Annotated in this window: 12 protein-coding genes; 8 read left to right on the top strand and 4 right to left on the bottom strand. The window is 50.2% G+C overall.

Features of this window, described 5'->3' with window-relative positions; genetic code table 11:
* Positions 1-21: 21 nt before the first annotated feature.
* The 3 genes from ACYVD4_RS11645 to ACYVD4_RS11655 all read left to right on the top strand — a co-directional run bounded on the left by ACYVD4_RS11645 (position 22) and on the right by ACYVD4_RS11655 (position 3537).
* Complete coding sequence (locus tag ACYVD4_RS11645; RefSeq protein ID WP_460945672.1) at positions 22-1212, top strand: enolase C-terminal domain-like protein; 1191 nt, start codon at positions 22-24, stop codon at positions 1210-1212.
* 121 nt (positions 1213-1333) lie between these two features.
* A complete protein-coding gene (locus ACYVD4_RS11650; RefSeq protein ID WP_460945674.1) occupies positions 1334-2746 on the top strand; it encodes a glycoside hydrolase 5 family protein in 1413 nt (470 codons plus the stop codon).
* Complete coding sequence (locus tag ACYVD4_RS11655) at positions 2746-3537, top strand: SDR family NAD(P)-dependent oxidoreductase (protein WP_460945676.1); 792 nt, start codon at positions 2746-2748, stop codon at positions 3535-3537. Before ACYVD4_RS11650 ends, ACYVD4_RS11655 begins: the two co-directional genes overlap by 1 nt.
* Here the strand turns inward: ACYVD4_RS11655 and ACYVD4_RS11660 are convergent.
* Together ACYVD4_RS11660 and ACYVD4_RS11665 are read right to left on the bottom strand one after the other, a co-directional pair.
* Entirely contained in the window at positions 3519-3980 is a 462-nt protein-coding gene (locus ACYVD4_RS11660) for a type II toxin-antitoxin system VapC family toxin (RefSeq protein ID WP_460945678.1), read from the bottom strand. The genes ACYVD4_RS11655 and ACYVD4_RS11660 overlap by 19 nt on opposite strands.
* Positions 3977-4213: a hypothetical protein gene (locus tag ACYVD4_RS11665; RefSeq protein WP_460945680.1), complete on the bottom strand. Its 237-nt coding sequence runs from the start codon at positions 4211-4213 to the stop codon at positions 3977-3979. Before ACYVD4_RS11665 ends, ACYVD4_RS11660 begins: the two co-directional genes overlap by 4 nt.
* Positions 4214-4228: 15 nt before the next feature.
* Between ACYVD4_RS11665 and ACYVD4_RS11670 the strand changes: the two genes are divergently transcribed.
* Genes ACYVD4_RS11670 through ACYVD4_RS11685 form a run of 4 tightly spaced genes read left to right on the top strand, consistent with a single transcriptional unit; the run spans position 4229 to position 10814 of the window.
* Positions 4229-7132 carry a glycoside hydrolase family 2 protein gene (locus tag ACYVD4_RS11670; RefSeq protein WP_460945682.1) on the top strand — a complete coding sequence of 968 codons (2904 nt, stop codon included), beginning with the start codon at positions 4229-4231 and terminating at the stop codon, positions 7130-7132.
* A gap of 2 nt (positions 7133-7134) precedes the next feature.
* Positions 7135-8391 (top strand): spinster family MFS transporter, encoded by a 1257-nt coding sequence (locus tag ACYVD4_RS11675; RefSeq protein ID WP_460945684.1) that lies wholly within the window; start codon positions 7135-7137, stop codon positions 8389-8391.
* The gene (locus tag ACYVD4_RS11680) at positions 8388-10043 is read left to right on the top strand and encodes an SMP-30/gluconolactonase/LRE family protein (RefSeq protein WP_460945686.1); all 1656 of its coding nucleotides are present in this window, start codon (positions 8388-8390) and stop codon (positions 10041-10043) included. The genes ACYVD4_RS11675 and ACYVD4_RS11680 overlap by 4 nt, the downstream gene beginning before the upstream one ends.
* A 27-nt stretch (positions 10044-10070) precedes the next feature.
* Positions 10071-10814: an RraA family protein gene (locus tag ACYVD4_RS11685; RefSeq protein ID WP_460945688.1), complete on the top strand. Its 744-nt coding sequence runs from the start codon at positions 10071-10073 to the stop codon at positions 10812-10814.
* A 71-nt stretch (positions 10815-10885) separates the two neighbouring features.
* Here ACYVD4_RS11685 and ACYVD4_RS11690 read toward each other — a convergent pair whose 3' ends face one another.
* Positions 10886-11305 carry a CBS domain-containing protein gene (locus ACYVD4_RS11690; RefSeq protein WP_460945690.1) on the bottom strand — a complete coding sequence of 140 codons (420 nt, stop codon included), beginning with the start codon at positions 11303-11305 and terminating at the stop codon, positions 10886-10888.
* 197 nt (positions 11306-11502) lie between these two features.
* Here ACYVD4_RS11690 and ACYVD4_RS11695 point away from each other — a divergent pair, with 197 nt between their 5' ends.
* Positions 11503-15345, top strand: a complete 3843-nt coding sequence (locus ACYVD4_RS11695; protein WP_460945692.1) for a PVC-type heme-binding CxxCH protein — start codon at positions 11503-11505, stop codon at positions 15343-15345.
* A 411-nt stretch (positions 15346-15756) separates the two neighbouring features.
* Here the strand turns inward: ACYVD4_RS11695 and ACYVD4_RS11700 are convergent, their stop codons facing one another.
* Positions 15757-16632, bottom strand: coding sequence for an alpha/beta hydrolase (locus ACYVD4_RS11700; RefSeq protein WP_460945694.1), 876 nt, complete (start codon positions 16630-16632; stop codon positions 15757-15759).
* Between the last annotated feature and the right edge of the window lie 77 nt (positions 16633-16709).

The following is a 16709-nucleotide window of genomic DNA, read 5'->3' on the forward strand; positions in this document are numbered from 1 at the left end:
ATTTTAGTAACGCATACAACCATGAAAATTATTGACATCCGTACCCGCTGCGTCGCCATTCCGCTCAATGCGCAACTGCGCCATAATACCGGTGTGCATCCGGGCTATTTCCTGCGTACCATTCTCGAAGTTATTACCGATGAAGGTATCGTTGGGCTGGGCGAAGTTGGCGGGGGAGATCAGCGCGGTGCGTTGCAGAAACTCAAACCACGTATCATCGGTGAAGATCCGTTTCATCTCGAAAAGATCAAGCTGAAAGTACTACGTAGCATTTATTACATGTCGAACGCTCGGCTGTATGCGGCCATCGAAATGGCGTGTCTCGATATTCAGGGTAAAGTTTTGAACCGCCCATTGAGTGACCTTCTGGGCGGACGTGTGCGCGACGAAGTACCATTCATCGCCTATCTGTTCTGGCGGTACGACCGTCCTAGCGGTGGCCACGATGAAACGCCTGAAGACATGGCCGACTTCTGCGTAGAGCTGCACGAAACGCTGGGTGTCAATTCGATGAAACTGAAAGCGGGGGTGAAATCGCCGAAAGAAGAAGCGCGGGTGCTGGAACTCTGCCGCGAGAAACTCGGCGATGATTTCGGCCTACGTATCGACCCGAACGGGCTTTGGTCGGTGCAGACCGCTGTGCAGATCGGGCGTCGATTGGAGGATCTGAATATTGAATATTTCGAAGATCCATCGTGGGGGCTAGAAGGCAACGCAGCCGTTCGCAAACAGATTCGTATTCCAATAGCCACCAATATGTACCCCGCCAAATTCGACGATCTGGCTCCCGCCATTCGGATGGGTTCGGTCGATATTGTGCTGACCGACATTCACTACTGGGAGGGGCCGCGCGGTGTGAAAGATCTGGCTGCGGTTTGCAATACGTTCAATCTGGGCGTGGCCATGCACTCCGGCGCTGAATTTGGCATCGAACTGGCCGCCATGATTCACACCGCGTCTACGATTCCGCAAATGAATTTCGCGGGTGATGCGCACTATCATTACCTCACCGACGACATTATCGAAGGTGGATTGATGAAGTACGAAAACGGCTGTATCAAAGTCCCAACTGGCCCCGGTTTAGGCGTATCGCTGGACGAGGATAAAATGAAGCATTACGAAAAATATTACGAAGAAAAAGGCGATTACTACGCCCGTTTCCACCAGGACCCATACCGCCCCGATTGGTATCCGACGGTGGGAGGAATGTAGTAAAAGGCACAAAACCCCACCCCAATCCCTCCCCCGCAGGAAGGGACTTTGACCTCTAACTCTGTGAAGTCCCTTCCTGCGGGGGAGGGGTTGGGGTGGGGTTTCTTTTAAATGATCAAGTATGCTGTATTCTCTGATTCGGAACGTATTGGTATTCACGCTACTCGCTCTTATAAAATGTGTAGCGCAGCCAAACGCGTTCGTTCGTGTGAGTGAAATCAACCCAAGGTATCTGGCGATTTCCGGAAAAACGTTTATTCCGGTTGGCCCCAATATCTGCTTTGCCCGGTCGATAACGGATGGAGACAGCGTACTGAATTACTACGATCATTATTTCGGTCAGCTTGCCAAAAATGGCGGCAACTTTACGCGTATCTGGTTGAGTACACCCATGCTTGAAATTGAAAAAGAGCAACCCGGTCAATTCGATAAAAACACCGAAACGCTGATTGACGGACTAGTGAAATTGGGTGAAAAATATGGGATACGTATCAAATTTTGTCTGGAACATTTTCGGAAAATCACGGGCTCGCCCGCTCCGTTTCCGTCGTCGGTGCCGTTCGATAAACCAGTGTATGCCAGTCAGATTTCCTCGATGGAGGATTTTTATCGTACCGAAACGGGCAAGCAGCTTTACCTGAATCGGGTGGCATTTTTCGCCAGAAAATACCGCGACAATCCAACTGTTTTCGGCTGGGAATTATGGAATGAGCAAAACTCGGTGAACGTTAAAGACGATGATTTACTCCTCAACTGGACAACCGAAATGCTCAGTAAGGTGAAAACGCAATTTCCGAATCAGTTTGTGATGCAGACGCTGGGCAGTTACGATTCGCCGAAGCAGCACGAATTGTACAAAACCTATTCTGCTCTACGTAGCAACGAAATCGCGCAGGCGCACCGCTACCTCGACAAAGGTGCTACGTTACCCATCTGCCAGTCACCGATGGATGCATTGGCCAGCGATGCCGTGAAAAATTTGCTGGCTTTTGCGCCCGGAAAACCGGTGTTGTTGTCGGAAGTTGGGGCCGTAGAACCTAATCATGCCGGACCGTTTAAGCTATATCCGAAAGACACGCAGGGTATTCTCCTCCACGATCTGTTGTTTACGCCCTTTTTCGCCGGAGCCGCCGGGCCGGGCCAAAGCTGGCATTGGGATTATTACATCGAAAAAAATAAGCTATGGTGGCATTTCGCTCGATTTAATGAAGCCATTAAAGGCTTCGACCCGGTGGCCGAAAACGCTGTTCCATATCAAAAAACAGAAGCAGGAAACCTGAAAGTTTACGGTTTACGCGGGAAAAAAACGACGCTGTTGTGGGTAAGAGATGGTACGTCGGACTGGAAGAGCGAACTGGAAGAAAACCGCCCGGCATCTGTTGTTTCAGGACGTAGTATTACGCCCGAACTTCCTCAACCTAAATGGCTTACTTTTTATGATCCGTGGAAAAATAAATGGGTAAAAGGCACTTCGGGAAAGTCCATAAAACTTCCTGATTTTTCCCGGTCAATTGTTATAAAACTGGACTATTGATGACACAAACATCAAAAAAAGCATTGGTGACCGGAGCATCGCAGGGAATCGGCAAAGCCATTGCCCTACGTCTGGCCGAAGCAGGTTGCGACGTAGTGGTTCATTTCCACGAAAACCGCGACGAAGCCGAAACCGTTGCCGAAACTATCCGCCAACTCGGACGTAATGCGTATGTGTTGCAAGCTGATTTGTCAGAAACCGCGCAGGCAATTCAGTTGGCGGAACAGGCGTGGGACGTAGCAAACGGTCTCGATGTATTGGTGAATAATGCGGGGGTGTCGTACAAAAAACACTTTCTGGACGTAACAGAGGCCGATTTCGACCAATTCAACAACGTCAACTTTCGCAGTACTACGTTCCTGACGCAATCCGTTGCTCGCAATATGGTGAAGCATAACGTAGCGGGTAGCATCTGGACCGTTACGTCGGTGAATGGTATCCGGCCGGGGTTGGGATTGACGCTTTATGGAGCCACCAAAGGCGCACTGGAAACCCTGATGAAAGGCGTAGCGATGGAGCTGGGGCCGCACAACATCCGGGTCAATACGCTGGCCGTTGGCGCCATCCAGACCGACATCAACCGGACAGTTTGGGAAAACCCGGCCCTGCTTCAGACCGTAAACGATGGCATCCCGGCGGGGCGTCTGGGCTTACCCGACGAAATCGCCAACGTACTGGTGGATTTAATCTTATCGGGCAGCTACATGACCGGCTCAACCATCACCATCGACGGCGGTTTGCTGCTAATGCGGGGTTACGGAAAACTGAAACCTTATGAAGGAGAAAAATGAGAATTCAGCGCATCAACGCTGTCGATAAGCGTAATACCTTCTTTACGACAAGGTTCCTGAAAATCAGAATCGTAGGAGGCTAGAAAAGAAATATTCGCATTCAGACAATGAGCCAGAATAATTGCATCGTTGGGCAACATGTTGTAAGTCGTCATCAGTCGAAGAACTTCGTCGGCGGATGGGTGGTTGTCTGTTATTTGCTCAAACAAATTGAACAGAGTCAGCGAATTGTGCTTAGTCAGTACTTCAGGAATACGCCTGGCCTCTTTCAGCGTTCGTGGAGCCTTCTGCCCATAGTGACCAAGCGCATGATAAACGTATTCCATGACAACAATACTGTTATAAACCAACCGATAACTTCGACTCAGCAGGTTTATCATCAATTCTTTTTTGTTGCCTTTCGAATATTCAATCAAAATAGAAGAATCAAGAAAAATGGTCATTCCTGCGTATACATTTCGTCCTCAAAATCAGGACCCGGTTGCCATTTGGAGTTGGCAAAAATACCCTCGTATTGCCGCAAAATCGCCAGTTTCTCCTCAACCGTAAGTTCTGGTTTTTTGGGCGTTTCTTTTTTCAGAACAATAACTTCTACTTCCTGCTCCCGATACGAAGGAGGCATGGGCAACACCAACGTATCGTCGGTGACGCGCTGTACAAACCGAAGTGCTTCCATAAGTCTAGCCTTTTAATGATGAAAAGTAACCACATTTCGCTACTCTTCCTAATAACGTTCCTGAGCGTTGTTTCGGTTTCGGCCCAAAGCAATACGTCCGCTACGTCGCCCGATAATCCGTTTGCCGATGAGAAAAATAAGTTCTGGCAACCGTACCGCATTACGCCCCGAACGGGCGCGCAACACGTATTGCTCTCGGGCGATGGCTGGGAATTGTCGCATACTGATGCGCCCATAGCTAATCCGAACGATCCCCGTGAAGATGCGTTTCAGACCAGCATTCCGAATTCCGTTCATTGGTCATATTTCAAGGCCGGGAAGTTGCCGCATCCGTATTACCACAAAAATTCCGACCAGTATAAATTCATGGACGAGAAAGCGTGGTATTACCGAAAATCATTTCCGACGCCAACCAAGGCTAAACCCGGCAGCTACGTATTTCTATGCTTCGATGGCGTCGATTATTTCTCGAAGGTGTGGCTGAACGGTACGTTGGTGGGTGTGCACGAAGGCATGTTTGGCGGCCCAACGGTTGAGGTGAGTAAGCTCCTGAAATCGTCGGGTAATAACGAATTGCTGGTTGAAGTTCGGGCCGGGAATTGGGGCAACAAAGCCACTGATTACGAGAGCTTACCACGTAACAGCAACGGCGAATACATGATTGAAAAGCGGAAAGGTTACAATCCACGCGCCAGTGGTCGGATCATCAAACCGTGGGTGATTTCGGGAAGTTCGGGTTGCGAAATGTTCTTCAGCGTGGGCATGTGGCAGGACGTTCGGCTCGAGATCGTACAACCCTACCACCTCGAACGGCCTTACCTGACCACTACGTCGATTCAGAACGGAAAAGCTACCCTTCACTTCGCGAGTGAGGTGCTGGTCGATACAAATTCGCTTGGTTATCAATTGCATCCGTGGAAAAACGCGCAGATGCACCATTACGATGGTCGCGTACCGGGCACTACGTTATCGAATACAAACCTGTCGGTGCTGGTCGAACTGGTTGATAAAGCGGGCAACGTAGCGTTTACGCGGGAAAAACCGTTCAAAGCGTTTAAAGGACGGACGTGGTTCGAGGATGAGTTGACCGTAACGAACCCAAAACTCTGGCATCCGAACGGATTGGGCGAAGCTAATCTGTACACGGTGCGCGTGGCTCTCAAAAAAGACAAACAGGTTGTCGATGAGATCAAATTTCCCTTCGGCATACGTACCATTGAGCGATTAGCTTCTGCTGGTCCACGTACCGCCGACCGTTGGGAGAATTGGCAGTTTGTGGTGAATGGCCGGAAGTTTTTTGTGAAAGGCATGAACTTCACCCCGCAGGACGTATTGCTCGAAACATCGAAAGATCGTTACCGATGGACGCTTGAAGCCGCTAAAAAAATGGGCGTTCAACTGATACGTATCTGGGGGGGGGGCCTGCTCGAATCCGAGCATTTCTACAACATCTGTAACGAGCTGGGCATCATGGTCTGGCAGGATTTCCCGATTGGCAATCAGGATACACCGCTCTATCCGCAGGACATTTGGGAGGCTCAGGTTGTACAGACTATTGTTCGGTTGCGGAATCATCCGTCGCTGGCGGTCTGGTGCGGAGGTAACGAATTCAATCCGTATTCCTACGGCAACGCGGCCACGATGGGCATTCTGGAACGCAATCTGGACATTTTCGATAAATCCCGGCTTTACGTTCGCACGACGCCCGACGATGGTAGTCTGCACACATACCCCGACATGGACCCGACATGGTACGGCGTGGGCTATAAATACGAACCATGGATTTCGGAAACGGGTATGCACTCGATGCCCGAAGCGAATTTGTTCTACGAAACTGTTGACAATAAGGAGTTTACGGGTTTAGGTAAAATGTGGGATAAAGACTTCTATCAAGGCCATAACGAGTTTATCCACCACTTTACCGAATACGGGCCGAGCCGTGTACCGCGCATGTTGAGTCGGGCGTCGCACATTACTGACATGGCCGACCCGACTATTGAAGCCGTTACGGAAGCGTCGCAGGTGGGAGCCGGGGAGTTTTATCAGGTGTTTTCCGAAAAAATGCAGGGCAATTATCCCGTTACGTCGGGGCTGATGCCGTGGGTGTTCAAACGTCACTGGCCGGTGGTTGCGATTCAGATGATGGACTGGTTTGGTAATGCCGGAGCGCCGTATTATTTCCTCAAACGTACTTACGAACCGACACACGTAGCGATTGACATTCCGCGTCTGCTCTGGAAACCGGGCGAACGTATCAAATTGCCAGTTACCGTAACGCACTCGCTAGTTCAGGGCATACCGGGCGCGAAAATTTCCGTACAGGTTCTCGATGATACGTTCAAACAACTCTGGAAACAGGAGCAGAAACTGAACGTAGCGGCTGGTACGTCGGTGAGTTCGGCTAATCTCGGCGAATATATAATTCCGGCTGATTACCGTGATCGCTACGTGCTCATCGTTGCCGAACTACACAATGCTTCCGGTAAGCTGGTATCTCGGTCATTTTATTACCCACGGAGTTTGTCGATGCTGGAGAACGGAGAGTTTTACCAGAAATACGTCAGCAATCCGATTCCGTGGCCAACGCTCGAAAAAGGACCGTTTCTGAAACCGACCGTTGCCAAAACCGCTACGTCGCTGACAGCTTCGGTCATGAGTCAGAAGCCAACGGGAACCGATCAGAGTACAGTACGGGTGAAGGTGACAAACACGGGCAAAGCGCCCGCTTTTATGGCAAAACTGGACATTACGGGCACCAAACGCGCCATTGTCGCATCCGACAATTTTACCTGGATTGCGCCCGGTGAAACGCAGGAATTTGACATGGACGTATTATGGCGTGAACCCGGAACTCGTAAAAGTGCCGTTCTGACCGTTAGTGCCTGGAATGCCGCTCCCACAACCGCTAAACTTCCGTAATCATGGTTGAATCACCGCCTTCCCTTACTAAAAAACCGACTGGCTTCCGCTGGGAGTTGCTGGCCCTGCTCTGGCTGGCGTTTTTCCTGAATCAGGCCGACCGGCAGATTTTCAGCGTCGTACTGCCACTCATACGCAAAGACCTCGGCCTGACCGATGCCGAATTGGGCCTGATTGCGTCGGCACTCGTCTGGACCTACGGGCTGCTGGTTCCCATCGCGGGCTTCATCGGTGACCGATTTTCGCGCCGGAATATTCTGGGGTTTTGCCTGTTATTCTGGTCGTGCGCTACGTTGATGACCGGTTTTTGCTCCAGCGTTGTTCAGTTCATTCTGTTACGTGGTGTGGCAACGGGTGGGGGCGAAGCGTTCTATGCTCCATCGGCGAATGCGTTGCTGGGTGAGAAATACAAAGAAAGTCGCTCGTTTGCGCTCTCGATTCACCAGACGGCGGTGTATTTCGGTATCATCCTGAGCGGCATTATTGCGGGCTATATCGGCGAGCACTACGGCTGGCAGAAAGCGTTCTATCTGTTTGGCAGTCTGGGTATTGTGCTGGCGTTCGTGTTCTTCAGCCGCATTCCGAAAGACGTAGTGAAGTCAACCGTCGAAGCGCAAACGCCCATGCTGGCCGACATTGGCCAAACGGCACGTATCGTTATCCGAAAGCCAACCGTAATCATGCTCACGCTGGGATTTGGTTGCATGGTGTTTGTTAACGTCGGTTACCTGACCTGGATGCCGTCGTTTCTGGTCGATAAGTTCAGTATGACGCTGACCGATGCCGGATTTTCGTCGCTGTTTTACCACCACCTTGGCGCATTTCTGGGCGTATTGTCGGGGGCGAAAATTGCCGATTACTATGCTAAAACCAATCCCCGAAGTCGGCTGATTGTGCAGGCAACAGGACTCTTGCTCGGCGCGCCGTTTATCTACGGCATCAGCATGAGCGAAACGCAGACACTCACCTACGTAGCACTATTTCTGTTCGGCATTTTCCGGGGCTGGTACGACTCCAACATTGTGGCCTCGCTCTACGAAGTGGTATCGCCCAAAATACGGTCATCGGCTTATGGGCTGATGCTGGCCTGCGCCTTCCTAATCGGTTCCATCGCACCCTATTTGTTGGGCGTATTAAAACCGACTTTAGGGCTAACCATTGGTTTGGCCAGTTTATCAGGCGTTTATGTGTTGGGTAGCTTGTTTCTCTGGGCAGGGGCCTTCCTCTTTTTCGACCGTGACAAAGAATCTAGTTTATGAACCGACGCCATTTTATCACCCAGTCAACCTTACTCAGCGGCCTGATGATGACCAACGTAACACACGCTTTATCCACAAAACCGGACTTGCTTTCCGTTCCAAACCTGCTGTGTCTGTGGGATTTTGCCGGAAAGCAGCCGCTACGTTCCAAAGGGAAATTTCAGTACGTATTGCAGGAACCGACCGGCCCGATTCCTGTTATGAAAGAGGGTGTTCTGTCTGCTAATTCGCTCGATATCAAGGAGCACGACTATCTGACTATTCCCCGCGCCGATTGCCCCGGCCTGAACATTCGAGGCAAAAATGCACAGGTGACCGTGCTGGCGTGGGTAAAACGACAGGTTAAAAGTCGCGACAATGCCGAGTGCGAAGCCATTGCCGGGATGTGGAACGAAACGCAGAAAAAGCGACAATACTGTCTGTTTCTGAATATTCGATTACGCGACAGCAAAAGTCAGGTTTGCGGACACATTTCGGGCGTGGGTGGCCCAACGCCCGGCGAAAAATGGTGCGTCGACGTATCGATTGGGCAAACACCGGTTCGCTACGATGAATGGACGTTTGTGGCTATGACCTACGATGGTCATCAAATCAAATCGTACCGAAACGGCCAGTTCGATGCCCGCGCCGACCGGAATCCGTATTCATACGAAGAAGGCATTTTCGACGGCGGTGAAGATGGAGCCGATTTCACCGTTGGGGCCGTTCATCGACTAGGCAATATCGGTAATGATTTCGTTGGGCAACTCGGCGGTCTGGCCGTGTTTGATCGGGCATTAACCGCAGATGAAATTGCGCAGATTCATACCAATTATCCGCTTTCTAAATCGTCGTCAGTTACTACGTTGACAACCGGACTCAGCTTTCCCGAAGGGCCAGCGTTTGCCGCCGATGGGAGTTTATGGGCGGTTGAGTTGAAAGGCGAAAGTTTGGTGCAGCTCAAAAATGGAAAACTAAAACGCTTTCCCGTTGGCGGTGGGCCGAACGGCATTGCTATCGACAAACAGGGGAAAATCTGGTTCTGCGATTCGGCGCAACGTAGCATTCGGCGCTTCGACCTTAAAACCGAAAAAACGGAAACCATTCTGGATAAAATCGACGGTGAAGCGTTCAACAAACCCAACGATTTAGCCTTCGATACGTCTGGAAATCTGCTCTTTACCTGCCCCGGCGAATCGCGTCAGGAGCCAACGGGTTACGCCGTAGTACGTATGCGTGATGGTACCGTAAAGAAATTTACAACCGAGAAATATTTCCCCAACGGATTGGCATTCAGTGCCGACGGCAAAACGCTGGTGCTGGCCGAAACTTACAAACATCGACTCTGGAAAGGCAACTGGAACGCCGAAACCGGAGAATGGACTGACGCTACGGTCTGGGCAACCGTTGAAGGTCCGAATGGACCCGGCGGACCAGATGGCATGGCGTTTGGCGAGGACGGCAACCTCTACGTAGCGGTTTATGGTACTGGCTATATCCACGTCGTATCGCCTGAAGGGAAAGTCATCAAAAAAATCAACGCAACGGGCCAGAACCCAACAAACTGCGCTTTCGACCCAACAGGAAAACTAGGGCTGGTCATTACCGAAGCCGAAAAAGGACAGTTGGTTAACGTATCGACGGCCATTAAAGGAATCACTTTATTTAATTGACTTATAAACAATCAAAACGAAATAATCATGAGTGTCGATCAGTATAAAAAAGAAGTCGGATTGATGAATCTGGAGAAGTTGATCGAAAACCGTGAAAGCGTTTCCGACGCTACGTTCCCTATCCCTGAAAAAGAACTACTTCAACGGTTTGAACAACTTTACACGGGTGCCGTCAATGATGTGATGCGCGAATTTTGCCTGCTGAATCAGGCGTTGCCCGGCCATATTTTGCCCTTGCGCGAATATCGTACCGTGGCGGGTTTTGCCTTTACGGTCAAGAGCGCACCTAACGCCATGATTCGGGGCGAAATGGAGTTTCGTACTCAAATGCTCGAAGAGATACACGAAGATGCCTTTGTGGTTTGGGATACAACCAACGATAGCAAAGCCACGCTTTGGGGGGGCGTTATGACGGCTACGGCCAAAGGTAAGAAAGTGAAAGCAGCCTGCATCGATGGCGGTATTCGCGATACGCACCAGATTCTGGAGGCTGACTTCCCGATTTTCTATAAGTACCGAATCTCAAATGGCAGTCTGGGGCGGTGTTTGATTACCCATTATCAGGTCACGATTCAGATTGGCGATGCAACCATTAAACCCGGCGACATAATTCTGGGTGATATCGATGGCGTATTGGTTGTTCCACGCGACATTGCATACGACGTATTGAAGCGCGCTGAAGAGATTATGGCGAACGAAAAACTGATTTTTGACTGGGTTCACGAAGGGCAAACCATTCAGGAAATCACCGAAAAAGGCGGGTATTTTTAACGTAGAGATATATTGCGTCTCCTGTATGGCAGCAACAAACCATCCGGCACAGGAGACGCAATGTATTGCGTTTAATATTGATCCAATAAGTAATTGATTACGTCGGTAGTTGTAACAATACCGATCAGTACGTTCTCTTCATCAACAACCGGCAGAGCGTGAAATTCTTCTTCAGCAAAAACCTTGGCAACGTCCCGAATCGTCATCGTAGCCACAATGGTTCGGGGTTTATGCGTCATCACCTGTTCAATCGTAAGCATCTCTAAAACAGCTTCATCGGCTTCATCCTGTCCTTCAAAAAGCGAGCCGAATGTCAGGCGATTAACGTCTGTTTTACTAATCATCCCCACGATCTCACCGGCATTTACAACGGGTATGTGTCTGATTTTATGATGATTAAGCAACTCAACAACCTGGTGAAGACTGTTCTTCACATTGACGGTGAAAACACTGGTGGTCATGATAGTTGAAACTGTTTCTCTGCGCTTCATAATCGATTCGTTTTGTTTGACCCAAAACTGCACTAATCTGGTTATTCTTTACCTGATCTGGCTCACGTACATTGATGCTTTTGGTCAATTAAAGTTTACTTAGCAACGTAGCATTTGTGTGTCGGGCAAGTATGCCAGTTTTTTTCGGTGCTTTTAGCCTAAATCTCTATTGCATTTCACCCTTTTCCAGACGCCCTATGCGATCAATTGCGCTATTTTTTACCGTACTTGTTATTTGCTCTGGTAGTGTTTTCCTGCATTTTCAGCCCTCTAGCACGGCCACTCTGCCCAAACCTAAACCCAGCGTTAAACTTATTCTTAAACAGGATGTGAAAGCGGGCACAATCTCCGTATTTCGGACGGGGGGCAAACAGCCGATTCTGGTGCAGAACGCCCTGCCTGATTTCCGACCTTACATCCACCCAATTTCAGCTCCCGACGGAAAAGGTATTCTGACCGAATACAGTCCCGGCCACCACAAACACCAGACAGGTTTGTACTGGGGGTTTACGCGCGTTAATGGCCGCGATTATTTTCACCATCCTGCCGATAACTACTGGCGTCGGGTATCGGCTAAAGTGGTGCAGACTTCCGGCAACGTAGTGAAATGGCAAACCGTTTATGAACTGCTCGATGAACAGGGAAACGCTACGTTGACCGAAACCCAGAACTGGGCCATGCGCGAAAAAGACGGCAAATTTCTGCTCGATCTCGAATGGAAAGGTAAGGCCAACACCGACGTAACAATTGGCAAATACGATTACGGCGGACTGTTTCTGCGGATGCCGTGGCGACAGGGAATGTCGGGCGAGGTGATCAATGCGGCCCGGCAACGTAACGAAAAAGCAGAAGGCCAGCGCGCCATGTGGGTTGATGTTGGTTTGCAAGTAGACGGACGTAGCGATCTGGCGCACGTTGCCATTTTCGATCATCCCGAAAACAAAGGCTATCCAAACTACTGGCGTGTCGACAATCAGATGGGTATCGGACCAGCGCGCGCCCGCATGGGAGACTGGAAAATCGAAAAGGGCGATACGGAAGTTATTCGTCATCAACTGGTTATCTACACGGGCGAACTTAGCGACGTAGCACTCACAAAAACCTGGGGCGAATTCAGCGGCAATACAGGGCAATACAATACCTCCATGCTGTGGGGACTAGCGCAGCAGGAAGGCCGCGATGCCAAATTTCTGACTCCGCAACAGGCCGTCGACAATATGACGGTGAAAGACGGATATCAGGCCAACGTCTGGGCATCTGAACCGATGATTACGCAGCCAATGGCTTTTTGCTGGGATGACCGAGGCCGGTTGTGGGTGGCCGAAAATCGCGATTATGAATCGCGTGGCTACGGATTCTCGAAAGCCGGAAACAGCCGAATTTTGATTCTGGAAGATACCGACAACGATGGAGTGGCCGACAAACAGAAAGTGTTTCTGGATAGCATTCCGTTTCCGGCGGCAATGGCTGTGGGTTTCGACGGGCTGTTTCTGGGCGCACCGCCCAACCTGCTTTTTGTGCCCGACCGGAATGGCGACGACGTAGCGGATGTGAATGATATTGAAGTGCGACTAACGGGCTGGGGCATCCGCGACCGGCACGAAACCCTGAACAGTTTTCACTGGGGACCCGATGGTTGGCTTTACGGGCTTCAGGGGTTTGCTACGCCCTCCAAAGTGCGCAAACCCGTCGGCAAAGGCAAACTCTACAAACACAACGACCCGTTTCCGGAAGATATTCTGCAAGGCGAAGGTGTAGATATTAACGGCGGTGTCTGGCGGTATCACCCCACAAAAGATAAGTTCGAGGTGGTAGCGCATGGGTTCAGCAATCCGTGGGGGATCGACTACAATGCTAAGGGTCAACTGGTTATGACGGCTTGCGTTATTCCGCACCTATGGCACGTTATTCCCGGCGGTATTTACCATCGACAGGGCGGGCAGCATTTCAATCCCTACGTGTACGACGACATCAAAACTATTACTGATCACAGTCACCGTTCGGCGCATGGTGGGGCGCGGGTTTACCAATCCGATGCGTTTCCGGCTTCGCAGCAGGGACGAATTTTTATGGCTAATATTCACGAACACGCCGTTTTGTCGGATATTCTGGAGCCGAAAGGATCGGGTTTTGTGGGGCATCATGGCGATGAGTTTTTGCAGGCCAACAACGCGCAATGGGTCGGTTTCAGTATGGAAATTGGTCCCGATGGTGCGCTTTACGTTCTCGACTGGCACGACGCCGACATTTGCGGAAAAGAAGTGCTGAACGGCGAAACGGGCCGGATTTTTCGCGTATCGGCTAAAAATTCACTCGCGCAAAACTGGACGGGTCGCTATTCCGACCTAAATAAAATGACCGACCAGCAACTCGTTCAACTACAAACTGTTACGAGCGATTGGCACGCCCGACGGGCACGTATCATTTTGCAAAAACGGGCCGCTCAGAAGAAACTCGACAGCCAGACCCACGTGCAACTTCGGCAATTGTTCGATACCCAAACCAACCCCGACTGGCGGCTTCGGGCGATGTGGGCGTTACACGTAACGGGTGGTTTCGACAACGCTACGTTGGTCAAATCACTGGACGATAAAGATCCGTATGTGCGGGCGTGGGCTGTTCAATTGTTGTGCGAAGATCAAGCAGTTCCGGTTAGTGCTCAGGAAAAATTTGTTCAGATGGCACGGGCCGACGTATCGCCTGTGGTACGGCTGTATCTGGCGTCGGCGTTGCAACGTATCGATGCGGAACACCGCTGGCAAATTGCCGCTGAACTGATGCAACACGGTGAAGACAAAACCGATCATAATCTGCCCAAAATGATCTGGTTTGGTTTTGAATCACTCGTTAAACAAAATCCCGCCCGCGCCCTCGAACTAGCCGAACGTAGCAACCTGCCGCAACTGACGCGCTGGATTGCTCGCCGAACCGTTGATGCAGATGCTACGTCGGCGCTCGTGACGGCCCTGGCTAGGTCGTCGAAAAATCCGGTTAGCCTGCTCGAAGGTATGCGCGATGGACTCGAAGGACGTACCGATCTGACGGTTCCCGCCAACTGGAAAACCACTTACGCCAAACTGAAAGCGAATCCTAAAACGGCCCAGCTTGTCCAGCAGGTCAACCAGCAATTTGGTGATACCGAAACGGCCCGACAGTCGCTCGCTACGGTAAAAAATGCCAAAGCACCAACCGATCAGCGATTGAAAGCACTACGTTCGGTAGCCAGCCAACAACGTTCTGAATTAGTGGACGAACTGCCTGCGTTGCTCGATGATGCGAAACTACGTACTGAAGCGATCCGGGCCGTGGCGGGTTATGATCGCGAATCGCTGGGAACATTGTTGTTAAAAAAATATCCGACCTTCAGTACGTCAGACAAATTGCAGGTCGTGCAAACCATGTCGTCGCGGCCAAAATACGGCTGGCAACTGGCGCAGGCGCTGAAAACGAATCAGATTCAAAAACGCGACGTCCCAACGTATGCGGCTCGTCAACTGCTACGTGTGGTGGGCAGCGGCTTTGTCGAAATCTGGGGCCCAATTGAACAGAACGATATCGACGAAAAAGCCTACACTCGTTATCAAAAACTCCTTACCGACCGAAATCTGGCCGAAGCCAACCCCGCCAAAGGCCGACTGGTTTTTCTGCGCACCTGCGGCCCCTGTCACAAAATGTACGGCGAAGGCGGCAACATTGGCCCTGATATTACCGGCTCGAACCGTACCAATCTCGACTATCTGCTGAGCAATATCCTGAATCCCAGTGGCGAAATTCAGGACGATTACAAAATGGTAGTGATTACAACCCGCAACGGTCGGACCTACTCGGGCAACGTAGTGTCGGAAAACGACCGGCAACTGACGTTACGTGTGGTTGGACAGGACCCGGTGGTTTTGAACAAATCCGAGATTCAGTCGCGCGAAGTAACGCCCAACTCCCTGATGCCAACCGGTCTGCTCGACGGCCTGAACGAATCTGAGATTATCGAACTGGTTGCCTTTTTACGTACTGCAAAGCCCGAAAAACAGGCAAGAAAATAACTGTCGGATTGGGTGTTGAATCGAGTGCTCCCTAAGAGCACATTTTAGGCGAACTAAAGCAGATTGACGAAAATAATTGTGCCCAATGCCATGATTCGGATCACAAAGGCAACAAGGCCACACTTTGGGAGACGTATTGATGCGCGATGAGGAAAACATCACGAACGAAAAATAGATTTTTGACTGGGTCTACGACGATCAGACCATTCAGGAAATCGCCGAAAAAGGCGGGTATTTTTGAGGCAGTTAAGTGAGTAAAATGCTAAACGTGAAGATATTACTGTAATTTCTTTATCATTCCGACGATAGGAGGAATCTCAAGCTTGAGTTACGATCAAATTGAGATTCCTCCTATCGTCGGAATGATAAAGTCAGCACTCGAAAATGTCTTTATTAAAAGTTGACACTAGTTCATAGACCAACAAATTGCAGCAGGTCGCGGTAGATGATGTTGTTTTTCCAGAACAATTGCGTGGCCATGCCGACGTGTTTTTTGCCGGACAATATGGTATACGTATGCTTTATACCAAACTGCTGTAGCTTTTTATCAAACTTCTGGCTGCTCGCAATAATGCCCGGATAGGTTTTCTCTCCTATGTAGAGTAGCATTGGGGGCGTAGTGCTATCGACATGATACAAAGCTGAAACCGTTCGCCAGACGGCCGGATCTTTCCCAAAAGGGACCAGATATTGTTCATCGCCTGAGTATTGCATTTTTGATAGATAATCGAACATATCCAGCCCCGCCGGATCATCGAGAATGGCTCCTTTTGTCGGATTTTTAGGTAATCCAAGTTTTGTAAAATAGCTTGTTTCTGTAGCCAACAAAGCTGCCAAACCACCTCCTGCCGAATGACCCATTACGAAAATACGATTGGGGTCGCCACCGTATTCTGCTACGTGTTTGGTGGCCCAGTAAACCGCCAATGCGCAGTCGTTCGCCATAGCTGGTACTTCAACAGCAGGAGCAAGCCGATAATTGATTAATACGGCTACAACGCCCTGTTTTGCCAGCCGTCTCCCAACGAAGGCATACATATTTTTGCTTCCACTATTCCAGCTCCCGCCATGAATAAATACAACCACCGGACGTAGCGACGTTGAGGCTGACGAAGGCGTGTAAATGTCGAGTTGGTGTCTTTCCGAAGATGCTCCGGACGTATCGTACGAAATATCTTTTATGCGCTTACTTCCCTGTGCAACAGCATATTCATTGACCGTGAATAGCAAAACGGTAAGTAATAGCAACGTAACGGGTAATATCCAGAGCAATCGAACAAAAAACATGATTTAGACCGCTTGATCAGAAGCCAGTTAGTGGTTGTTGGTACGTATATACAGCCAACAACAGTGTTTCGGATTTA

The organism is Spirosoma daeguense, from assembly GCF_054776875.1.